The 23,399-nt window shown below is 45.5% G+C and carries 15 protein-coding genes; 5 read left to right on the forward strand and 10 right to left on the reverse strand.

The window, feature by feature from the left end; translation table 11 throughout:
* Positions 1 to 388 precede the first annotated feature (388 nt).
* Positions 389 to 1,452 (forward strand): ISKra4 family transposase gene (locus tag QUA13_RS20160; RefSeq protein ID WP_333201310.1). Its coding sequence is split into 2 segments (ribosomal slippage): positions 389 to 542 and positions 542 to 1,452, totalling 1,065 coding nucleotides; the frame shifts between segments, so codons are not numbered across the junction.
* A 315-nt stretch (positions 1,453 to 1,767) separates the two neighbouring features.
* Here the strand turns inward: QUA13_RS20160 and miaB are convergent.
* A complete protein-coding gene (gene miaB / locus QUA13_RS20165) occupies positions 1,768 to 3,111 on the reverse strand; it encodes a tRNA (N6-isopentenyl adenosine(37)-C2)-methylthiotransferase MiaB (protein WP_333201313.1) in 1,344 nt (447 codons plus the stop codon).
* A gap of 202 nt (positions 3,112 to 3,313) precedes the next feature.
* Here miaB and QUA13_RS20170 point away from each other — a divergent pair, with 202 nt between their 5' ends.
* Complete coding sequence (locus tag QUA13_RS20170) at positions 3,314 to 4,186, forward strand: Cfr10I/Bse634I family restriction endonuclease (protein ID WP_333201315.1); 873 nt, start codon at positions 3,314 to 3,316, stop codon at positions 4,184 to 4,186.
* Positions 4,187 to 4,201: 15 nt separating this feature from the next.
* Here the strand turns inward: QUA13_RS20170 and QUA13_RS20175 are convergent, their stop codons facing one another.
* The 6 genes from QUA13_RS20175 to nfi all read right to left on the reverse strand — a co-directional run bounded on the left by QUA13_RS20175 (position 4,202) and on the right by nfi (position 10,601).
* Positions 4,202 to 5,410 (reverse strand): DNA cytosine methyltransferase, encoded by a 1,209-nt coding sequence (locus tag QUA13_RS20175; protein WP_333201317.1) that lies wholly within the window; start codon positions 5,408 to 5,410, stop codon positions 4,202 to 4,204.
* Positions 5,411 to 5,577: 167 nt separating this feature from the next.
* Positions 5,578 to 6,006: a hypothetical protein gene (locus tag QUA13_RS20180; protein WP_333201319.1), complete on the reverse strand. Its 429-nt coding sequence runs from the start codon at positions 6,004 to 6,006 to the stop codon at positions 5,578 to 5,580.
* Positions 6,007 to 6,156: 150 nt separating this feature from the next.
* Positions 6,157 to 8,157 carry an FHA domain-containing protein gene (locus tag QUA13_RS20185; RefSeq protein ID WP_333201320.1) on the reverse strand — a complete coding sequence of 667 codons (2,001 nt, stop codon included), beginning with the start codon at positions 8,155 to 8,157 and terminating at the stop codon, positions 6,157 to 6,159.
* A gap of 104 nt (positions 8,158 to 8,261) precedes the next feature.
* The gene (locus QUA13_RS20190; protein WP_333201322.1) at positions 8,262 to 8,792 is read right to left on the reverse strand and encodes an FHA domain-containing protein; all 531 of its coding nucleotides are present in this window, start codon (positions 8,790 to 8,792) and stop codon (positions 8,262 to 8,264) included.
* Positions 8,793 to 9,268: 476 nt separating this feature from the next.
* Positions 9,269 to 9,496 (reverse strand): KGG domain-containing protein, encoded by a 228-nt coding sequence (locus QUA13_RS20195; RefSeq protein WP_015175252.1) that lies wholly within the window; start codon positions 9,494 to 9,496, stop codon positions 9,269 to 9,271.
* 451 nt (positions 9,497 to 9,947) lie between these two features.
* The gene (nfi, locus tag QUA13_RS20200) at positions 9,948 to 10,601 is read right to left on the reverse strand and encodes a deoxyribonuclease V (RefSeq protein ID WP_333201324.1); all 654 of its coding nucleotides are present in this window, start codon (positions 10,599 to 10,601) and stop codon (positions 9,948 to 9,950) included.
* A gap of 636 nt (positions 10,602 to 11,237) precedes the next feature.
* Here nfi and QUA13_RS20205 point away from each other — a divergent pair.
* Together QUA13_RS20205 and QUA13_RS20210 are read left to right on the forward strand one after the other, a co-directional pair.
* Positions 11,238 to 12,062 (forward strand): prohibitin family protein, encoded by an 825-nt coding sequence (locus QUA13_RS20205; protein ID WP_333201325.1) that lies wholly within the window; start codon positions 11,238 to 11,240, stop codon positions 12,060 to 12,062.
* A 209-nt stretch (positions 12,063 to 12,271) separates the two neighbouring features.
* A complete protein-coding gene (locus QUA13_RS20210) occupies positions 12,272 to 15,346 on the forward strand; it encodes an EAL domain-containing protein (protein ID WP_333201327.1) in 3,075 nt (1,024 codons plus the stop codon).
* Positions 15,347 to 15,884: 538 nt separating this feature from the next.
* Here the strand turns inward: QUA13_RS20210 and gcvP are convergent.
* Together gcvP and gcvH are read right to left on the reverse strand one after the other, a co-directional pair.
* Positions 15,885 to 18,836, reverse strand: coding sequence for an aminomethyl-transferring glycine dehydrogenase (gene gcvP / locus QUA13_RS20215; RefSeq protein ID WP_333201329.1), 2,952 nt, complete (start codon positions 18,834 to 18,836; stop codon positions 15,885 to 15,887).
* Between the two features lie 311 nt (positions 18,837 to 19,147).
* Positions 19,148 to 19,537 carry a glycine cleavage system protein GcvH gene (gcvH, locus tag QUA13_RS20220; RefSeq protein ID WP_006631619.1) on the reverse strand — a complete coding sequence of 130 codons (390 nt, stop codon included), beginning with the start codon at positions 19,535 to 19,537 and terminating at the stop codon, positions 19,148 to 19,150.
* A 59-nt stretch (positions 19,538 to 19,596) separates the two neighbouring features.
* On the opposite strand from gcvH, the gene QUA13_RS20225 reads away from it, so the two are divergent.
* On the forward strand, positions 19,597 to 20,439 hold the full coding sequence (locus QUA13_RS20225) for an alpha/beta hydrolase (RefSeq protein ID WP_333201332.1): 843 nt from the start codon (positions 19,597 to 19,599) through the stop codon (positions 20,437 to 20,439).
* 102 nt (positions 20,440 to 20,541) lie between these two features.
* Here the strand turns inward: QUA13_RS20225 and gcvT are convergent, their stop codons facing one another.
* Positions 20,542 to 21,693 carry a glycine cleavage system aminomethyltransferase GcvT gene (gene gcvT / locus QUA13_RS20230; RefSeq protein ID WP_333201334.1) on the reverse strand — a complete coding sequence of 384 codons (1,152 nt, stop codon included), beginning with the start codon at positions 21,691 to 21,693 and terminating at the stop codon, positions 20,542 to 20,544.
* Positions 21,694 to 23,399 lie beyond the last annotated feature (1,706 nt).

Consider the following 23,399-nt stretch of genomic DNA (forward strand, 5'->3'; position numbering starts at 1 on the left):
CCCTTCCCGCCTGTCAAAAGCCTGAATTCCTCCCCGGTCATTTTCAGTTAAACCGTTGCCAGAATCCACAGCAAACAGTCACAGTCAGTCAAAAATTGCATCATCTAAACAGCTTAAAATCGAATCATTTCCCTCAGCATTCGATTCTCGGTTTCTGGCTTTCACTTGAAACAGTTTATTTCCTTCATCGTCCTTCAGCGCAGCCCGATATTCCCGGAATCAACATAAACGCTTAATACTTCAGCAATCCTCAATTGTCGGAATAGTTGTTTACAGCAAAATGCGAATTGGTTTAGGGAGCATCCCGGTTTTGTAAAAGTGCTATCCACAGAGGATAATAGGTAGAGCGTCAACAGAAGCGTGAACTGCATTCGTAGGAGAAGTGGCTATGACCCCTGAACAGAAGGAGCGTTTAAAAGCTTGTGCTGCTGAGATTGCCGAGATTATGTACAAAAATACTCCTGCCTCAGAATTATCAAGTCTAGAAACAATCGAAAAGCATATTCGAGAGCAATGGCTAGAATTAGTCGGGCCGGAGGTTGGTTTTTTTTTATCAAACAGGCAACAGGAACAGAATCAGGACGAGATCGCACAGTAAAAAGTTGCATTGGTAAGCTAATAATTACTGAAAAACAAGCCGAAAAATTAGGAGTCAAAAAATCTACTCGTTTAGCTCCATTATTTGAAAAGTGCTGCCTCCGTCAGGTGGCTAATCTCTCTTATGAGAAAGCTGAGAGTGAAATAGAAGCTCAGACGGGAGTGCATATAGGTCACACTTGTTTACACCGATTAGTGGAAAAGCAAGAATGGGCGTCCAGAATAGCTACTTCGGAGGTAAAGGAAACCAGTGTGGATGGGGGGAAAGTGCGTCTGAGAAAAGAAGAGGGAGAGGGCAGTCACTGGCTTGACTATAAGGCTGTGCGACTGCACGATAGTTATTACGGGGCATTTTTTCTTGAGAATCAAGCGTTAATTAATTATGTGAACAGTCAGCCTTTATCAGAGGTACTAACCTGTTTGGGAGATGGTCATGATGGCATTTGGAATATTATTGTCCAGTTGAATCCTGACGGGGCGCGGCGGGAAATTTTAGATTGGTATCACTTAGTTGAAAATCTATGTAAGGTGGGTGGCTCGTTGAAGCGTCTGGCGCAGGGTAAGAAGTTTTTGTGGCAAGGACGAGTCGAGGAAACCATCAATTTATTTAAGTCTTGCCGTCAAAAACAAGCCCAAAACTTTTGTGCTTATTTGGAGAAGCATCGCCGACGGATTGTTAACTACGAGCAATTGTCAACACAAAAGGTTTGCTCAATAGGTTCCGGAGCTGTAGAGTCGGCAGTCAAACAAATTGATAGAAGGTTGAAAATTTCAGGAGCGCAGTGGTTGATGAAAAATGTTAATCAAATGCTTAAGCTTCGGTGCGCCTACCTTAACGGCTCAATATCTGTTTGATGCTCAAAAGCGCAAAACCGGGATGCTCCCATTGGTTTATTTATTATTTGCTGCCGATATTCAATTATATTGTTTCCGGTTGCACCGGAATTATATAGAGGACACGGCAGTGCCGTGTCCCTACCGGGATTAATTGTAGGGACACGGCACTGCCGTGTCCTAGCTGTGGGTAATATTAATGCCGATGCTACCGGATTTGATATTACTTATTTACACAAATCTAGTTGCGATTTAACCACCCTACAATTTCACTTTAGAGTATTGAGTTCGCCAACATTATTTGTGGGAATTCAACTCCAAACTCAAACCTCAAAACTATTCCAGCATTTCTCCTGTCAAACTAAAAGCGCGAATATCTGTAATTTTAACCCGCACAATTTTACCCACCAATTCAGCAATATCGCCCTTAAAAAATGTCAGACGATTGCCGCGAGTGCGTCCCATCACTTGAGTTGAATCTTTGAGATTTTGGACTTCCACCAAAACCTCTTCAGTGCGTCCGAAATAGCGCTGCGATCGTTCCATCGCCGTTGTTGTCACTACATGATTGATTCGTTGCAGGCGATCGGCTTTCACCTCCTCACTCAACTGATTTTCCCACAAAGCCGCCGGCGTCCCAGGGCGAGGGGAGTAAGCAGCAGTATTCACCAAATCGAAACCAACATCTTCGATCAACTTCAAAGTCTTCTCAAACTGCGCTTCCGTCTCCCCAGGGAAACCGACAATCGCATCCGCAGTAATCGAAGCATCCGGCATATAACGGCGAATTGTATCAATAATCCGGCGGTATTTTTCCTGAGTATAACCGCGCGACATCGCTTTCAAAATATCATTATCTCCCGACTGAAAAGGAATGTGAAAATGTTCGCAAACCTGCGGTAATTCAGCACAAGCCTTAATCAATCTCTCGGTAAAATAGCGCGGGTGGCTAGTAGCAAATCTGAGGCGATCGACACCCGGCACATCTTCTACAAAATAAAGCAAATCCGTCAAAGTATGCTGGTTGCTGCCGTCCGGTTTTGTTCCCGGCAAATCGCGCCCATAAGCATCAATATTCTGCCCCAATAAAGTTACTTCCTTGTAGCCTTGGCGGCCCAAATCCTCCATTTCCGCGCGAATTGCCTCCGGCATTCGCGACTGTTCAACCCCGCGAACATTCGGCACAACACAATAAGTGCAGCGTTCATTGCAGCCGTAAATTACATTCACCCAAGCAGTCACCTTGCTGTCGCGACGCGGCTTGGTAATATCCTCCATAATCTCAACAGCTTCAGTCGCCACCACTTGATTGCCCTCAAAAACTTGTTCCAGCAAATCTTCAAGTCGGTTAGCGTGTTGTGGCCCCATTACTAAGTCTAATTCTGGCACTCTGCGCAGCAGCGCTTCACCTTCCTGCTGCGCCACGCATCCAGCTACAATTAAAGTTAAACCCGGTTCTTGGCGCTTGCGATGAGCTTGCCTTCCGAGGTTAGAATAAACTCTTTGTTCGGCATTGTCGCGAATGGTGCAAGTATTGTAGAGAATCAAACTAGCGTCGTTCGGGTCTTCCGAGAACTCAAAGCCCATATTTTCCAGAATGCCGGCCATCCGTTCCGAGTCGGCTTTATTCATCTGGCATCCGAAAGTAGTGATGTGATAGCGGCGGGGTTTAACGGTCATGGACAGTAAAGATAATTTTTCAGTGCAGGCTGGTTTTGCCGTTGTGGTAAAGTTTTCAACAGCAGAGATATTCTCAACCCGTTTTTACATTATACGATCGTTCTTGCTTAAGAAACTGCTTCATTTTTGAGTACGGGGAGATACATTGCTTGTTTTCCTAACACCTGCGTAACAACTTACATTTTATAGCTGTGAACAAAAAATGGTTAATTATACTGAATGGTTCACGGAACGCACCAATGGTAAAATTCAGATTAATAGTACAGCAATATACAGATATTTATCTCTCGAAGTAGTCGAGAGGTTAGATAGTAATTTATCGGTTAATGAAATTATTGACTGGATTAGAAAGAAGACACGAGAAGCCTTTAGCAGTATTTATGGAAAAAATCCTGAAGTGGGTGCTCTTAACAACGCTACGGGAAGATGGAATGAATTTATAGCAACTAGCTTGTTGTCAGAAATTGTCTTGGAAAAAAATAAAGATAATGATGCTTGTAGCGCGGTATTTTCTTTGCCCAACTCACAGTCACAAAAAGAAGGAGCCGAGGAAGCTTCTTCAAAATTTATAAGTTTATTCAAAAGTATTGAGTTTGCATCTGGACAACCTCTAGCTAAACTTGCTCCTTTTAAAGAGTATATTTTTATGCCAAGTCCTGATTATATTATCGTTGTACTTGGTAAGAGTGATGTTGCAACATCTATTAACCATCTTTTAGAACAACAAGTAAAAAATCCAGATAGTTTGGCATTGTACAACTTTTTAAAAGGAAAATTACAATTAGAACAAGTAAAAGCGGCAGCATCTCTTAAAACTTCAAACCGTCCAGATCGCCGATATCAACCTTTATTCGAGGCGGCGATGATTAAAGCAATGGGGTATGTATTGCATCAAAATTGGCAATATTATATGGTTGCCAGCGAATTAACCTCTGCGGATAGGACTATATTTACAACAGCAGTGGCTCCTCATAGTATAGCACTTGAACAAAACTTCAAACTTGTAGATGGTACATACCTATACGCCAGAAAAACCGATTTAATACCTTTAGTTGAATCTGCTATTACACAGTAGCTAAGTATAAGTATGCTAAAAATACTGCAAAGGTAACTCTAACTGTTTATTGATAGGCAGCTTATCCTGCCATTCTGTTGTTTCTAAAAATTTAATAATTGTTTGAGCAATACCTTTAGATGCTAAGTAAGGAACCCCATTTCCCACTGTTTTAAACATATTGCTTAATGTCATATTTTCTGGCAGCGCAAACTTTTTAGGCAGAGACTGAATAGCCAGTGTTTCTGCAACAGAAAGCCTGCGAACTTTGTAAGGGTGCAAGTGAACTTCATTGTTGCCGTAACAAGCAGTCGGGGAATAACGCCACCTGTGCAAACGCTTGTAAGATTTTTTAGAATCATCTCCCTCATCAACAGCCGCAAACCTTTTAATCCCAGCTCTTGGTTGAAAATAATGTTCCGCATTAGGATGGTTTGCAACATCATTTTTTTGGAACCAAAACTGTACTGTTAACTCTTTAGGAATGCCATCAGGGCAAGGCAATAAACCATCGCAGGCAAACGCATCAGTATCGGGCCAAGGATTAGAAAAAACTTCTGACTTGGGATATAAAATCTCACTTGACCAAGGAAATATACCTTCAGGTAACATTTCGCTGTTTTCATCTAAAGAAATGCCCATATCTTTGACAACATTTTTTCGGAAACCGATTAAGATAATCCTGTCTCTATCTTGTGGGACACCGTATTCGATCGCATTAATTAAACGTTCCACAAATACGTATCCAGACTCAGACAACTTATTTTTGAGTGCGTCATAAAAAATTTTATGTTGTTTTGTTCTCCACAAACCTTTGACGTTTTCAAACAAAAAGAAATCCGGCTGCTGTTGGCAAATCAATTCAATGTAGGAAGCTGAAAGTTTGCCTTTATCTCCTTCCCCACCTCGGTTTTTGCCACCAATAGAAAAGTCAGGACAAGGCGGACCAGCAATAAATCCAATAATATCGTGTTTCTTGCGAGCATCTTGCATCAATTCCCGCAAATGAAGTGCTGGTTTTCCCTCTACAAGTCGAGTCACATCTGCTTCCTCTCCTTCGCAGTGTCCGTATTCTGGCTGTGGTAAATTTAGACACTGGCGAGAGTAACGGTATGCTTGGATGAATGGCGAGAAAATTTCATTTACATAAACTATATTAAAGCCGAGCGATTCAAAACCAAAATCAAGGAAGCCTGAACCTGAAAAAAATGAGAATATAGCGGTTTTCTGTTGAATTAGGTGCACGGAGGGCAATTGGTAATTGGTAATTGGTAGAATGGCAGGGCCGGGTTTTGAGCGAAAACTACTCTGTGAGTTTCGGAGATTTTTAGCTAAACCTGCCCATATATTATAGAATGGCCGGGCGGGTTTGAGGCGATTATTGTTGGTAAAAACTGCCCCTACAGGTATTATTACAACCATTGACCGCCTCGGAAACGCCAGTAAGGAAAGAAAATCCGCATCAGTGTTTGCGACGCCAGATAAATAGCCAGCCACACTAAACTATAATGCAATGCAAAAGCTCCCAAGTCAAAATCTTGTGCAGGTATCCCCGGCAAACCTATAACTTTGATTAAAAATAACACAAAAAGTGCCTCCCAAATCCCAGCGAGCAATTGAAATACACCAGGCCAATCTCGATCCCAGCGAAACTGCTGAATCGAAATATATAAAGCATCCCAGCCGATGCCAAAAATCGCTACATACCCTAAAATCCAGAAAAATATTGAGCCTGATTGGGAGGTAATTAAACCCATAAAAAAGGGCAGGGTTACTAAAACGCCTACGGTTGCAAATAGCAATAACCGAGTTTGCCAGCGGCCGAATAAGGTGGGAGTCATGCGATTTTAGATTTTAGATTTTAGATTTTAGATTGAATGGGAAGGTTGTTCGATTTTAGATTTTAGATTTTAGATTTTAGATTGAACGCGAAGCTCAGTTAAATCCATTAAATTCTGTACATTGCTTGTTGCCGAACTTCGTCCTTCAAATTAGCCGGGAGATTTATTTAAAATCCACTTCCACCACTGCACGAACGATCGCCAAACGCTCAATTTCCGCACACCAGCAACTCGGTTGGCGGCCAGACTTTCAACGGAACGCAAGGCGGCGTATTGCAAGCCCAAAAAACTGTCTACGGGCGCGTAAGGCCCTCCCAAAGTAATCGCGCCGGCTGCGTATACCCGGCCTTCTGTGTTGCTAGCACAAGAATTCCGCAATTCGGGAATTTCAAAATCGTTGTTAACACTCAGCCGCCCCAAACCGTTGAGGGGAAGATTGTATTGAGCTACCAAATCGTTTAACAGGGGACTGGTTTTTACCTTAGCGTCCAAACCCGTAGCATCAATAATAAAATCAGCTTCTAACTTAATTTGCCCCTTGAGTTCCTTCTCCTGAATGTAGGTCACCGTGCGGTTTTGACTGTCGCGCTCGACTCGCTCGACTTCCCCGAAGGTAATTTGATACCATCCTTGACTTAAACCTTCTTTGACAATCCGCCGCCAGTCGCTGCGCTGGGCTGTGGTAGTGCCGCCCCAGTCTGTGAGCAACTGCGGCCGAAATTCGGGGGCGGCTTTTTCCAAAAGTACGCGGAGTTCCCCGCCCCAGCAAGCTTTCGGCCAGTTGAAAGGTTGAAATTCGTAGTGATTTTCGACGCTGCGCTGAGCGAGGTTAAATTTGTTGCCCTGGGGTTTGGGCGATCGCATCAAATGCAATACTTGAATGTTGCGGTTCCGCTGCCGCGCTTCGTAAATCCGCTGCACCACCCGCGAAGCTACTATTCCCCTGCCTCTAATTAACACGCTGCCGCCGCTGGCCTCCAATTTTTCGTAAACGCCGTCGTGGTTTTCGTAAGCGTTGACAACCGACTCAAAATCCTGGGTTTTTTCGCGGTAAGCTTGCAAATCCGGCAAAAATTGAATGGCGGGATAGCCGGTGGCTAAGTGTACGTATTTGGCGATTAAAAAAGCGTGGTCGCGGTGATCCGCATTCGATCGAGAATAAGCGATCGCATACCTGCCGTCATCTATTTTGCGAATTCCCCGCACTCTACCGTAGCGAAACATCTGATTCCACCCTATTCGATCGACTTCCCTGTCAATAGAATCAAACACATTCCCCGCGCGAGGCGTATAAGTTTCGGCAAAAGTCGGTTCAGCAAACACCTGCCACATCAACTTCAACGACATCCCCAAACGCCCTTTGAGTAATTCCTGCCAAGCTTCCCGCAAAGCATAGGGAGGCCAGCCCCAAATGTTGTCTGGACAGGATTCAGAATTCGATCGCAGGCGTTCCCGCAGCGGAATTTGAGAATTCAGGCACAGACGCCGATAGCGGGCGTAAGGTTGCTCTTCCATGCCCAAAACCGCTATTCGATCGGTTGTCACCCCGCAAATTCTCAGCAAATCCACCCAAATAAAGCTGCCCAAACCGCCGCCAACGGCTGCCCAATCAACTTCTGCCACAGGGACTCCCATAGATTGGAGCGATCGCATATTCACTTGAGAAGCGTGCAAAAATGCGATCGGCGGAAATTCTCCCGTAGTACGTGTTTGAGGAAGCTGCAACACCATTTGCTGGCCCCGTGGGTCTGGCCCATTGGTCTGCGGGTTAAAGAAAATGTGAGAATTGACCGAGGGCGTTTCTGGGGAATTAATAGCAAAAGAAATGCCGATCGCGTAGGGGCCAACTTGCAGCATATCCCCGTTTGCCAGCACGCACCGGGTTTGGCGAACGCCGTTGACAAAAGTACCGTTGCGGCTGCCCGTGTCAGTGAGTACAATACTGTTACCTTCGGTGCCAATCACTCCGTGAAAGCGAGAAACTTGGCTGCTGCTGAGCGCAATTCGAGAAACTCTTTCCCCGTTGAGTGTGGCGGGCATAGCTTCAAAAATTCGTCCCAAAGCGATGGGTAAGTCGAGTATCGGGGATCGACAATCCCCCGTAGCTGTATCTGTCCAAGTCAGTCGCAGGCGCAAGGGTTGAGAATTCATGATTATTTTTTAAACATCAGCCTTCGGCTTTGAGCTTTCTGCAACAAAGATTTTTGAAATTGAGAGTGTTTAGCGGATAGGCCGATTTTCCCTTTTTCCAACATTCACGGAGAGATCATCACACTCGCCGCAGCCGCCAAAGAAGTACCGCACCACGGACACCCCGCATTCAACTGCGCGTAAGGCGAAATTCGAGCGCACTTCGGACACTGCAAACCATATTTGGAAGGCCCCGTCGGCCCAGAGTTACCCGGTGCGGGAGGCCCGGACAGCAAAACTGTCTGCGGCGCGGCTACCTCCACCTCCGTCACCTTCACCACCTCGATTTGCACTTGGCCTAAATGGATGCGGCTTCCGGGACTCAATTTTGCTTCGCCTCGGGCGAGAATTTTTCCGTCAACCAGGGGCGGATTGCTTTCGCGCAAATTCCGCACTGCATACTCCTGCAATTCCTGATTAAAAAATATTTCAACCTGCAGACCCGATACGCTGGGATGGGAAAATACTATATCGCACTTCGCCGGATCGCGCCCGAGCCTCACGGTTCCCGGATTTTTGCTCGGCAGTCCGTTTTGAATTGTCAGAGTTTGACGCACCCCAGCTTCTGTCCATGCTAAAGTTAGCTGGTTTGTCATGATTGTATAGTTTGCTCAAAAATATAAAAAAATATTAGCTGATTTATTTTGAGCACTGACTTCCTCACCAAAAAACTTAATTAGAATTATTGACGCCGACTCGATCGAACTTCTGAAAATATTATGTGCAGCTAAACAAAAAAGCCCCGAAGTCAGGGCTTTTTGTGCTCGTATTGGCTTTTTTTGAGAGACTGACTAGCGCTTGCCAGCTTTTCTTTCCCACAAAATTATTCACCCCAGTGCAGCTTTGTTAAAATTTTGCTGTTAAAGATTTGCCAGCGATTGCTAAAAACTAATTGCTGTGGGGTTTACAGATTTGCGAAGCTTTGGTGCGCTAATAACGAATTTTGGAGGTATGGCGATCGAACTATCTCGGGAAATTCGCTCGCCCCACCTCCTCAAACGCTCAGTGTCCTAGTGCTATCTCTCAAGCTGCAACTGTGCAATCTTTCGTTGCAGCGCCAGCCGGGAGAGACTTATTCGCTCTTGCGGCTTTTCCGACCGCCTTCGCGACCAATTTGAGCCATGTGTTCGCGATTTCTGCTGACAGCTTCGCCGCCTTTTTGGCCAGCTTCTCTGGCTTCTTCAGGGGTGAATTCGTGTGCAGTTCCTTTCTCGTGTGCAGCTTTTCCGCCTTTGCTAGCAATTGCGCGCTGTTTTTCTGCATCCATAGAAGCGAATCCGCGTTTGCTTTTCTCAGCCATGACTGTCTCCTTGTTTTTTTTCTGATTTTTTAGCTCGATCGCGCCTTCGCCTCCCACTGTCGTGGTTGCTCCCAGTCAGTGGTGAGATATCCGACGGTAAATTATGAAACCTCATCAGACGAATCTCTGCTTTTGGTTTAACTCGCAGAATGAATATTTCATAATTTACAAATGTGAACTAAAAATAGTTCACGCCCGGGCACTATAGTTAGAGCCGCCAATGTTTAAGCAGGTTACTGTCTTTCAATCATTGTAGAAACCCCCCAACTTTTATACCTCTTTCTCAGGTATAGTCATTCTTTAGTTCGCTGGAAGGATGGAAGCTAAAGCTGATTGGGGGTAGACTCAGAGGATTTTTTGACTTAACGGCGACACCTCAAAAATTAAAAGTCCCAAGAGGGATGCTTTTTTGCCTTTTTACTTTTTTTTTGATGCCTTCCGCGCTTGCCAGTTATCCCGATGTTAGTTGGTCTGCCGATCGAGTTGTTTCTGGTAAGCGATATTTTGGGGCGCAGCGCAGGACGTACTCGATCGCGCTTTTTAAGTTTACCTTATGGCCTATCGAAACATAAATCGGTTTTACCCCTGTTTGCGTCCTCAGCGCTGCACCTACCGTTGCTCCCTCCAGCAGCAAGGGTTCCCAACTGCCCCGGTCGAGCCCGACTTCTGAATGTTCTCCAATAAATCGATTTTTGGCAACTCCGATGGTCGCAATCCCTGTCAACACCCCCAAATGGCAGGCAAGACCGAACCTGCGGGGATGGGCTAGTCCTTGACCGTCGCACAATATTAAGTCTGGCCTCAAACTGATATTTTCCAAAGCCTCAAGGACTGCCGGCACTTCTCGAAAAGACAGGAAACCCGGAATATAAGGAAAAGTTGTAGGACTGCGAACCACAGCTTGCTGCTGCAACTGCAAGTCGGGAAAGCTCAGAACTGTTACAGCGGCCCGCGATACATCGTTTGCACTGTCGTAGCCGACATCTACGCCTGCGACGTACCGAATTGTCTCCAGTTGATTTTCGGTAATTACCTCTGACCGAAGCTGTTCTTGAATGGCGATCGCCTCTTCAATTGTCTGCGGCCAAGGGTGTCGCTGCAACATTAGGCATCTTTATTTAACCGTTCTCATCTAAGTTTAACTTATTTTCTGGCATTTTTAAACTCGGATTTTTATCCTTTTAGACTATAAATTCACAGCTTGCGTAAGGAGTCTTTCTTTATACTCTGGAGGTTTGAGTAAGGCGGGCAGAGGCTTATTCTACAAATAGAGTCTGTACGTCGGAGAATGAAATTCTATCTTTCGCGGCTTGCACCAACCCGCAAAGGTTTCACCGCCGCTCACCTCCAATTTTCTACTCAAATTTCACAAAAAATACCTATTTGATGCTGATTTTTTAGCTTTCTAGAAAGCTTTCTCTTTGCGATCGCCATTTTATCGCTTGTCGGAGAGCGATCGAGCTATCTATTTACTTCTGCTTTATCTAAAAAAATCCTCCTTGTCAAGATGATTGAAACATTTATTCATCAATAATCTCACCCAGCTACAAGTGCCATTGTTCATCCCCGCTCATCGAGTTAAGAAATTCCCAGACCCTCACAAATATATGACTTTTATGAAAATAAAATAAATGAATTTATGAGTTGTTGCACCATTAACATGAAGTTATAATCTTAGATAATAGCGAAGAGAAAACTAACATCAAGTAACACAACATAGGTGAATTAACATATGAAAACCATGCAAAGTGTTCGGTACAACCTAGCTCTCTACATCGTCGGTGGCATCGTCTTCATCATCGCCGCCTTAATTTTAAGACCTTTTACCATCGTCGGCGCAGGGGAACGGGGCGTCATGATGCGCTTTGGCAAAGTTCAAGACGCTATTTTAGATGAAGGCATTCACCCGATTTTACCGATCGTCACCTCTGTAAAAACTCTCAGTGTGCGGGTACAAAAAACAGACTTGAAAGCAGATGCAGCATCCAAAGATTTGCAAAGTATTACTACAGATTTGGCAGTCAACTGGAATGTCGATCCTGCCAAAGTCAATCAAATTTTTCAACAAATAGGAGACGAAGAACAAATTGTTACCAGCATTCTGAGTCCGGCAATTTCGGAAGTTCTCAAAGCAGCAACTTCTAAAAAAACCGCAGAAGAAATTATTACTAAGCGCACGGAACTGAAAACAGAAATCGACAACAGCCTCAAAAAGCGTTTGGAACCTTACGGCGTCATCGTCAGAGATGTTTCGTTAATAAATTTTGGCTTTTCTCCAGAATTTAGCAAAGCCATCGAAGCCAAGCAGATAGCAGAACAAGAAGCTAAACAGGCAGAATTTACAGTTAAAAAAGCAACCCAAGACGCTCAAGCCCAAATTAATCGCGCTAAAGGTCAAGCCGAATCTCAGCGCTTGCAGCGGCAAACTTTAACTCCTGAAATTTTGCAGCAGCAAGCGATTGAAAAATGGAACGGTCAGTTTCCGACAGTAATGGGAGGAGGTGGAACTTTGCCCTTAATTAATATTGCGCCGCCGAGCTCTCAAGCTGCAATTCCTGCTAAATAAGCTGCTGCGCATCACGATTAACGGAGCGCGGGGAGAAGGGGAGAAGGGGAGAGAGTCCGAGGGGCAGAGGAATAGAGAGAGCGTTTTCACTGCAGAAGTGAAGATGTGCTTTTTTAAATGCCCAACAGCAAGCGTATAAAATACAACTAACAACTAAGGTTAAATCCCGCTTACTTAAGTACCAAGATAGAATTTACGTGGCGCGAACCATGAAAAACGCTAAAGTAAGAAACAACTCGGAAATTGTAAAGGTTTGCTTGAAACTTCGGCTGATGGGAGATCGCGAGAACCAGTCAATTTCTAATTTAGGTGAAGTGGGGAGTGCCGGCGATCGCCATACTGCATCAAAAGCACTGTGGCTGCGCGATCGAGCATTGGCAGCTACTAGCAGCGGCATTGTCATTGCTGACGCCAATGCACCCGATTGCCCCATAATTTATTGCAATCCGGCCTTTGAACGGATGACAGGTTACTGCGCCAGTGAAATCTTGGGGCGCAATTGCCGATTTTTGCAAGGTCCGGATACCGATCGAACTACTGTAGCTAAGATCCGCGACGCCTTGCGCCAAGGTCTAGAAATCAAGACAACAATCAAAAATTACCGCAAAGACGGCAGTCCTTTTTGGAGCAAATTGTCGCTATCTCCCGTGCGAGACGACAGCGCTAATTTGACTCACTTCGTAGGGATTCAGTCGGACTTGTCGGAACGCATCTGTGAAGTGCACGAAGCTTTGCAGCAAGCTAACGACCAACTGCAAACGATTTTGGAAGCAGTTCCGGGAACAGTATCTTGGATTAGCTCGGATTTGCACTATTTGGGGGTTAACCAGCACTTAGCCAAACTGCACGGTTTGCCGCCGTCGGCATTTGTGGGTCAAGATATCGGTTTTCTGGGCGCTAGCTCGGATTTTAACTCTTTTGTGGTGGAGTTTTTTGCTGGCGACGCTACGGAAGCGGTTAAAGAACTCAGCGTTAAGGTGAAAACTGATGGCGGAGAGTCGGCGGGATACTATTTGATTGTGGCTCAAAAATACGATCGCGGCAAAGCAGCTTGTCTGGTAGGGATAGACATTACCGAACGCAAGCTGATAGAAGAAGCTCTGGTGCTGACTCGCAAGGCGGTGGAAAGTTCGAGCGACGCGATCGGGATCAGCGATGCGAACGGCACTCACATCTATCAAAATCAAGCGTTTTCTCAGCTATTTGAATGGGACACGGCAGAGGAATTTAAGCTAGCCGGAGGTATGCCGGCAGTTTTTGCTGACCCCGCAGTCGCCAGCGAGGTACTCGACACGATCGCCCACGGTTATTCTTGGTCTGGTGAAATTACCAACCGCACTAAAAGCGGCGAAATGTTGCAAGTGTTGCTGCGGGCCGATGCTATTAAAGACCGCACAGGGAAAATAGTCGGTCGGATTTACATGAATACCGATATTACCGATCGCAAGCGCACGGAACAAGAGCTGCGGCAAAGCGAGAAGCGCTTTCGATCGTTGATTGAAAATGCTAGAGACATTATTGTGATTCTGGACGAGAAAGGCTTTTGTCGCTATGTCTCTCCTTCCCTAGAGCGGATTTTGGGCTACCCGACGGCGGAAGTGCTCGGCAGATCTGTATTTGACTTGATTCACCCTGACGAATTGCTGATAGTGGATCAAGTGTTCAAAGGTGTCATGCAAAAGCCGAAAGTTAGCCTGGGAATGGCCGAATACCGAGTGCAGCACAAGGACGGTTCCTGGTGCGTGTTGGAAGCGGTGGCGACGAATTTGCTCGACGAACCTTCGGTGCGGGGAATTGTGGTCAACTGTCACGACGTGACTGAGCGCAAGCTGGCTGAAGAGCAATTGTTGCACGATGCTTTGCACGATGCGCTGACGGGGTTGCCGAACCGGGGTTTGTTGACTGACAGGTTGGGGCAAGCTTTTGCGCGCGCGCAACGGCATCCAAGCGATCGGTTTGCGGTGCTGTTTCTGGATTTGGACAGGTTTAAGGTGATTAATGACAGCCAGGGACACCGCACGGGCGATCGGCTGTTGGTGGCTGTGGCTCGCCGTCTCTTGACTTGTTTGCGACCTGGCGATACGGCGGCGCGTGTGGGGGGAGATGAGTTTGTGATTTTGCTGGAGGAAATTCAGGGTGTTGATGAGGCGATCGCCCAAGCAAAGGAAATTCTCCAGGCGATCGAACGACCGCTTTATTTGGAAGGGAATAAAGTTTTAATTACTGCTAGCATCGGCATTGCTTTGAATACCGACAAATATCAGTGGGCAGGAGATATTTTGCGCGATGCTGATATTGCGATGTACCGCGCCAAAGCTCTCGGTAAAGCTCGCTACGAAGTGTTTACGAGTTCGATGCACACTCGGGCTGTGGCTTTGATGAACTTGGAACACGATTTGCGGGAATCGGTTGAAGAGCTGAATTTGAAACATTCAATAGTGAATTTAGGATGTGGGGCGGCGCAGGAAAACTCGCCTACGAGCGAAATCGAGCGGAAGTTGGAGCGTCCGAAATCGCAATTTGTTCCTTTTAAATTGGAATGTCCTTTTACTGTTTATTACCAGCCGATCGTTTCTTTGAAAAGTGGCTCAGTTATCGGATTTGAGGCGTTGGTGCGCTGGCTGCACCCGGAACGAGGTTTAGTTTCCCCGATGGAATTTATTGCGATGGCGGAGGAAACAGGGCTAATTACGCCTTTGGGCTTGTGGGTTTTGAACGAAAGCTGCCGCCAAATTATCAAGTGGCAGAGTTTGAATTTACCTGTGGGAAATTCGGGATTGACAGTAGCAGTAAATCTTTCCGGGAGGCAGTTTTCGGAACCGGACTCGATCGAGCAAATTAAGCAAGTTTTGCTGGAAACGGGTGTGGACGCTCGCTGTTTGAAGTTGGAGATTACTGAGAGTGTGCTGATGGAAGATGGGGAAGTGGCGGCGGGGATGCTTTCGCAGTTGAGAGAGTTGGGGATTGAGCTGTGCATTGATGATTTCGGGACTGGTTATTCGTCTCTGAGTTATTTGCACAGGTTCCCGATTAATATTTTGAAGGTCGATCGCTCTTTTGTCAGCCGCATCGGGGAAAAGGGCGAAAATTTGGAAATCGTGCGGGCGATCGTCATGCTGGCCAGCAGTTTGGGGATGAAAGTAGTGGCAGAAGGTGTCGAAACCGCCGTCCAGTTGGCTCAAATGCGGGCGATCGGCTGCGAGTACGGTCAGGGGTTCTTTTTCTCTAAACCTCTCGACAGCGAGGCAGCTACAGCCTTGTTGAGCCGATCGCCGAAATGGTGAACTGAACCAAATATTTAATTTGTACATTGAAAAATATTAAAACTATTGCGCGGTGCGCTTATTGGAGAATCACACGATTTTAGATTTTAGATTTTAGATTTTAGATTGAAGAAAGCGACCCCACTGATAAATCCGGCGGCTTGCGAGCGGGATTCGGAGCTTTTTTCTCGCTCCACGAATGAATCCGGGGGCTTGTGACCAAATTGCTTGATTGTCAATAAGGGCGATCGATCTTTTGCTAATCGATGCCTGGAGTGTTAAAGTTACACTTTAAAAATTAGGTGTTGCTTAATCTGGGTATGAAAAAAATTCAGTTGAAAATCCCGAAGCTTTGTGGATACTGGTTTCTCTGACTTGCATATTTAGCCTTTCATACCCTAACTCAGCAACGCCTGTTGCATTCATTTTTTATTTTACTTGGAGTTTTGGTAGTTTTTTATTAAATCTTTTTCAGCGCGTTTATGTAGGGTAAGGTGCGCAATGCGCACCTACACTTTATCTAGGGTCAAGTGCGCATCGCGCACCCGGAGAAAGCGATTTAACCTTGACTGTAAGCCTCCATTGGCAAACAAGAACAAACAAAATTGCGATCGCCAAACGCATTATCTATGCGGCCCACCGCCGGCCAAAACTTATATTCGCGAGTCCAAGGTGCCGGATAAGCCGCTTGCGCGCGAGTATAAGGACGATTCCACTCATCAACCATCAGAGATTCTGCGGTGTGGGGCGCATTTTTTAAAACGTTATTTTGCGCATCAACATTACCTTTTTCAATTTCCGCAATTTCGCCTCGAATCGCAATCATCGCATCGCAAAAACGATCTAATTCCTGTTTAGATTCGCTTTCCGTCGGTTCCACCATTACCGTACCAGCAACCGGCCAAGAAACCGTCGGCGCGTGATAGCCGTAATCCATCAACCGTTTAGCGATATCTTCGACTTCAATAGTCGCAGATTTTTTGAGCGATCGCAAATCTAGAATACACTCGTGCGCCACCAAACCAGCTTTCCCTTTGTACAAAACCGGATAATAAGATTCTAAGCGTTTTGCCATGTAATTAGCATTAAGAATTGCTACTTTTGTTGCCTCAGTTAAACCCCCTCCTCCCATCATCCGAATGTACATCCAAGAAATAGTCAAAATGCTAGCACTTCCCCAAGGCGCTGCGGAAACAGCACCAACTGTTGACTGTTGACTGTTAACTGTTGACTGTTGGCTGTTAAGAATAGAATGACTGGGCAAAAATTCTACCAAATGAGACATTACCCCAATCGGGCCCATACCAGGGCCGCCGCCGCCGTGGGGAATACAGAAAGTTTTGTGCAGATTCAAGTGACAAACATCAGCACCAAAATCACCGGGGCGGCACAAACCAACTTGAGCATTCATATTTGCGCCGTCCATATAAACTTGTCCGCCGCAGTTGTGGACAATCTCGCAAATCTCTTTAATTTCTTCCTCAAAAACGCCGTGCGTAGATGGATATGTCACCATCAAAGCCGCCAGTTCATTTTTGTGTTTCTCGGCTTTTTTATGTAAATCCGCAACATCAATATTGCCCTGAGAATCGCACTCGACAGCAACTACTTTCATTCCCGCCATCACCGCGCTAGCCGGGTTCGTACCGTGGGCAGACTGGGGAATCAAACAGATATTTCGGTGAGATTCGCCTCGGTGCTCGTGGTATTGGCGAATAACTAACAAGCCCGCGTATTCGCCTTGGGAACCGGCGTTTGGCTGCAAAGAAATTCCCGCAAAACCGGTGATTTCTGCCAGCCACTGTTCTAGCTGCACGAACATCATTTGATAGCCGCGACTTTGATCGCGGGGTGCAAAAGGATGTATCTTGCCAAATTCCGCCCAAGTCACCGGCATCATCTCTGCTGTTGCATTCAATTTCATTGTGCAAGAACCCAAGGGAATCATCGATGTATTTAGCGATAAATCTTTGGCTTCTAAACGGTGCAAATAGCGCAAAAGTTCAGTTTCTGAATGGTAGCTGTTGAAAACTGGATGGGCGAGATAGCTGCTGGTGCGATCGCAAAAATCTGGTAACGTCAAATATGAATTCAATGCGTCGGCATCCAGCGGAATGTTGAGAGCATTCTGCCCGTCAGCCCTGATATAATCTTTATCCTGTGCAAATATTTTCCACAACTCTTGCACATCTTCAACGGTGACAGTTTCATCTAACGTGATTCCTACTGTCGAATCATCGAAAACTCGGAGATTAATTTTGCGAACTTTAGCAGCTTCTAGAATTTCTGACAGCGGTTTATCTCCCAATTCTACCCGCAAAGTATCGAAGAAAGGTTGAGAACTAATTTTGTATCCGAAACTTCTTAAACCCGATGCCAAAAGTGCTGTTAAAGTCCATACTTTCTCAGCAATGTCTTTCAGTCCAGACGGCCCGTGATAAACAGCATACATACTCGCCATCACTGCCAGCAAAACTTGAGCAGTACAAATATTGCTGGTTGCTTTTTCGCGGCGGATGTGCTGTTCGCGAGTTTGCAAGGCCAGACGCAAAGCAGATTTGCCGTTGGCATCTTTAGAAACGCCGACAATTCTCCCCGGAACTTGCCGTTTAAACTCTTCTCGCGTGGCGAAATAGGCTGCGTGGGGCCCTCCGAATCCCATCGGCACTCCGAAGCGCTGAGTGCTTCCTACGGCTATATCCGCGCCGAATTCGCCGGGGGGTGTCAGCAAGCAAAGGCTCAAAATGTCGGCGGCCACTGTGACTAATGCGCCGACTTCGTGTGCCGATCGAATAAAATCGGTATAGTCGTAAATTGCGCCGTCTGTGGCGGGGTATTGCAGGAGAGCGCCGAAAATTGTACGATCGAACTCAAAGCTTTGATGGTCGCCGACAATTACCTCAATTCCCAGCGGCTTAGCGCGAGTTTGCACGACTTCCACAGTTTGAGGGTGGCAATCTTGGGCAACAAAAAACGCTTTTGCCTTATTTTTACTCGCGCCGTAACTAACCGCCATCGCTTCGGCCGCCGCAGTCCCTTCATCCAGCAAAGAAGCGTTGGCAATTTCCAAACCCGTGAGGTCAATTATCATTGTTTGGAAATTCAGTAAAGCTTCCAATCGTCCTTGAGCAATTTCGGCTTGATAGGGAGTGTAAGCTGTATACCAGCCGGGATTTTCTAGGATATTCCGCTGAATGACGGGGGGAGTTATGCAGTCGTGATATCCTGTGCCGATGTACGATCGAAATACCTGATTTTTGGCAGCAATTTCTTTCAATTCTGCCAAAGCGCTGTACTCGCTTTGCGCTGCGGGAAGTTGTAGCGGTTGAGAAATGCGAATCGCCGCAGGAACCGTTTTGTCAATCAACTCATCGAGGCTGGAAATGCCCAAAACATTGAGCATTTGCTGGATTTCGCTGGGTGTCGGGCCAATGTGTCGGCCCGCAAAACCACCTATGGGGGAAAGGTTTTGCTGCTGACTGGGTTCAAGTTGAGGGCTGTAAAGTACCAAGGCGGATTCTCCTGAATAGACTTTTGCTTCTTTGTTTGTAACATTTTGCTAAGAAAACCAGGAAAATTTTCTGCGTCTATTAAAGTCCGACAGTCCGACAGGGGTTGAAACCCCTGTCTCACAGCTAAAGTGGTCGGTCGCCGACCTTAGATTAAGCCGCATTTATCGCAAATCGCCGCGCAACTGCTTAGTATTTCAGTCGTATTTAGACGACTTGTGCTATAAGCACCGTGGGTTTCAACCCCTGGGGGATTGTGGAGGAATCTACGAGCCCTAGCCCCAAATTCCAACTCAAAACCCAAAACTCATAACTACTCCCCTTCCACCATTTTGCGATACTCCGGGGCCGAGAAAGCCTCGTCTGCGTCGCTGGTGTTGTCAACGCGCACTTTCAGCAGCCAGCCAGCGCCATAGGGGTCTTCCGCCAAATTTTCGGGAGACTCTATAATTTCATCATTGCGTTCTACGACTGTACCGGTAACTGGTGCTTTCAAGTCTTCAACGGCTTTCACTGACTCGACTGTACCGAAAGCTTCGCCTTTTTCCAACCCTGCACCGACTTCTGGCAAATCTAGAAACACGATATCGCCGAGTTGGTCAACTGCAAAGGCACTAATGCCGATGGTGGCTATTTCGCCTTCGAGTCGGATGTATTCGTGGGTGTCTAGGTATTTCAAGTCATCGGGGTATGTTAGTGCCATGTCTTTTCTCGCAATAAAAAAGTATTAGTTAAATCTTATTCAACTATGAGCCTTTAGTAATGACTAAGTGGAACAGAAAAAATATTAAACGCTTGCTTTTCGGAGAATTTTCTGTCAAACGACTTATAAAATCTCTAATTTTTATTTACGCATTTCTGTGTTTTTACGGTTTCTTTTTTTCAGAACGGCTAATTTTCCAACATCCCCCATCTAGTCAGAGTGATAGCATGGAAGTTATCAAAGTTAGCTCAGCTAATGGCGTGAAAATTTCTGCTGTTGATTTTCCTAACCCGCAAGCTAAATATACCATACTTTACAGTCACGGGAATGCGGAAGACTTGGGCGGGATTTTGTGGCTACTCAGAGAGATTCGAGATAGCGGGTTTGCTGTGTTTGCCTATGATTATCAAGGTTACGGCACGAGTCAGGGAAAGCCTTCCGAGTATAATACTTATCGTGATATTGATGCTGCTTATAATTATTTAACCCAACAGTTGGGAGTACCTGCAAAGCAAATTATTCTTTACGGCCGTTCTGTGGGCGGTGGGCCGGCAATTGATTTGGCGTCGCGGCAAAAAGTCGGCGGTTTGGTGGTTGAAAATTCCTTTGTTTCGGCTTTTCGGGTGTTGACGCGGATTCCGATTTTACCCTTTGACAAGTTTGTAAATATTGATAAGATTGGCAAAGTTCGATCGCCTGTTTTGGTGATTCATGGTAAGGCTGATGACGTGGTTCATTTTTGGCATGGAGAGCAGTTGTTTGCAGCCGCGAAGCAGCCGAAATTGAATTTTTGGGTTGATGGGGCGGGTCATAATGATTTGATGGACGTGGCGGGCGATCGCTATGCTGCAACTTTGCGAAAATTTGCTAAGCTAGTAGATGAGTCTTCTCGACCAAGATGAGCAACGGGCTAGAAGCCCGTTCCACAACAACACCTACACTTACACTTTATTGTGAACCGTTGCTCTGAGCAACGCCCCTGAATTAATACTCAACTACTTAATTTAACTCGGGCGGTTTTGCGATCGATAAAATGGTTTTTTCACCACACTAGCCGGATAGTTTTTACCGCGAATTTCGACCTCTAATTGCTGACCGATTTTAGCTAATTTTGTCGGAACAAATGCGAGGGCTACTGGCCGATTCAATGTAGGCGATAATGTACCGCTAGTAACTTCTCCTACTGTTTCGCTTTTAAATATTACCGGATAGCCGTGGCGCGCAATGTGCCGCCCCTGCATTTCTAACCCTACCAACCGTTTTGATACTCCACTCGCTTTCTGCTGTTCCAAAACCTCCCGCCCAATAAAATCGCCTTTGGTGTCGAGGTGAACTACCCAACCCAATCCAGCCTCTAAAGGCGTGATATTGTCGTCTATATCTTGACCGTAAAGAGCCATTGCTGCTTCTAAACGCAAAGTATCTCTCGCACCCAAACCGCAGGGTACAACGCCAGCAGCTAACAATTTTTGCCACAGTTCTTTTCCTACTTCGGCATCCACCATGATTTCAAACCCATCTTCGCCAGTGTAACCAGTTCTGGCTATAAAACTCTGCTGTCCCAACAGATTTGTTTCTAAGTGACCGAATGCCTTAATTGGTGCGAGGTTGTCTTCCACAAAAGGCTGGAGATAGTTAACAGCTTCCGGCCCTTGAATGGCAATTAAAACTTTATCTTCGGAGATGTCTGTAAAACAGAGTTCGCTCAATTCTAAGTGCGTGGTTATCCATGCTTTGTCTGGGATGCGAGTGGCGGCGTTGACAATGATTACTGCACGTTCTTCGTTAGTGATAGCGTCTGGTTCTTGGCAGTAGAAAATAATGTCGTCTAAGATGCAGCCTTTGGCATTTAGCAAAACTGTATATTGAGCTTGACCGGGTTGCAAGTGGCTCAAGTCTGAGGGTACTAAGGGTTGAAATTTTTCTATTACTTTTTTCCCTGTCAAACCAAATTTTCCCATGTGGGAAATGTCGAACATTCCTGCTTGCTGGCGTACTGCTTGGTGTTCGCTGCTGATGCCTGCGTACTGTACTGCCATCTCCCACCCGGAAAAGGGCACCATCCGGCCTTTGAGTTGTAATGATAGGTCGTACAGAGGCGATCGGGCAAGTTGGATCGGACTCTCTGGATTGTTGGGTTCAGTTGACTTTGCCACAGGTAGCGCTTTGTTTTTGCGGGTAGACTGTTTTGATTTTACGGGAAAATTGGTTTTCAGGGTGTGCGGCGCGATCGAATTTAAACACGGGGTGCTACTGTTTCGGTACAAAGCGCGATCGCATTTAACCACACGCTGGTACTGTTTGCGTACAAATTAGGATAGGGCAGTGCCGTTTCTTTAATCTTTTTTATGGAGAATAGCGGACTCGAGCCCCTAACCCCTACAATGCCATTGTTCATATATTTTGCCTGCAATACTTATTTTGTATAGCTTTTTAGCATTCTCAATAACTGATATCCGTCTTCTGTCACTAAGCGGAAAAAGAAAATAAAAATTCACTCTCATTCATCAAGTGAGAGAAGGGATTTGGGTAAAAATTCATTAACCCCTTTAATCGAGCCAAGCCTGTAGATAATTGTGGAATCGGAAAAACTTTTAGCCACTGTTGTATCAAGTTAAAGCTAATTAAAGGTTGCAGCATTAATCTCAAGTTGTTTATATGGCTCTGACAACTGTTTTTTTCATCAAGCGTCTTGATGTTGCTCAAAGCGGTGGAGAAATGAGAAGTTTTTTGCGGATGAAGTGCTGGGTGATGAAGCCTGGGAGTTAACGGCTGTATTAGACCTAGTATAGAGGCAGATCATCAGGTAAGCACTACAAACGATTTCCCACCATTTTTCAATCTGTGAATATTGCATAACTCGGAAATCTGCCCATCCTAATTCACTCTTACTTTGTCGAAACCATATTCAATCCCAGTCTTATTTCCATATAAATTCCCAACTTCTTTAGCTAAGGCTCCCGGAAGCAAGTGTCATCACATACCAGGTTTGATTTTCGGGAAATGTCTCTATATCCGTTGTGATTTCCCAGTAACGCAACGCTCTCTTTTTTCCCTAAATAATTTCTCTAATATAGCGGAGTTCTCGGCTCCCATCAGAAAATATCCGCTCTTTCTTTACACCATTTATTAGTTCTCACCCTTTGCTCTGGAGGCAACCGCACACTTTGATTACTCCGAATTGCAGAGCGCGAACTGAAGGTTTAATCCTTGCAAACAGCGAATGAATGTACTCGTACTTTTTCCAGATAAGCTATCAGCCTGAACACAGTCTATTTGAAACCCCATTGCTTTAATTTCTCTAATCATCTGGCTGGCTATCAGGGGTTTGCGTAAGTAACTATCCTTGAGTTTAAGTCGTTTTTTAGGTTTATAAATTTCAAACATTAATGGGAAAGTTAACCCATCTACTAGACCATAGCTCACCACAGCCACTATGCTATTGTCAATTTTTCCAAGTCGCCCTAAATATTGTCTAGCTACATACAGCGGTTCCCGCTGTAAAACGGTACAATAAAAACAGGAAATATTATTCTGTATTCAAAGCTAATGAAAGCATATTCTGTCGATCTCCGATAAAAAATAGTGGCAGCACACTTGCTAGAAAAAATGTCAATTAGGAAGGTAGCCACCCGGTTTTGTGGAGCGTAAAAGTCTAGTCCAAAAACTGATAAAGCAACAACGATTCGAGGGTTCTTTACAGCCTAACGGGACTTAAACAAAAAATACGGTTAAAATACGTTATAATGCTTGCATAGCAAGCATAGAACGTTAAAGAATGACCAATGAAAGAGACAACCCCTGCCGCGATGCCCCCCTGCTTCGATAGATGGTGTCAAAGATTTGACGATATTTTTGGTCA

The organism is Microcoleus sp. S28C3, from assembly GCF_036700785.1.
In the GTDB taxonomy this organism is placed as follows: Bacteria; Cyanobacteriota; Cyanobacteriia; order Cyanobacteriales; family Microcoleaceae; genus Microcoleus; species Microcoleus asticus.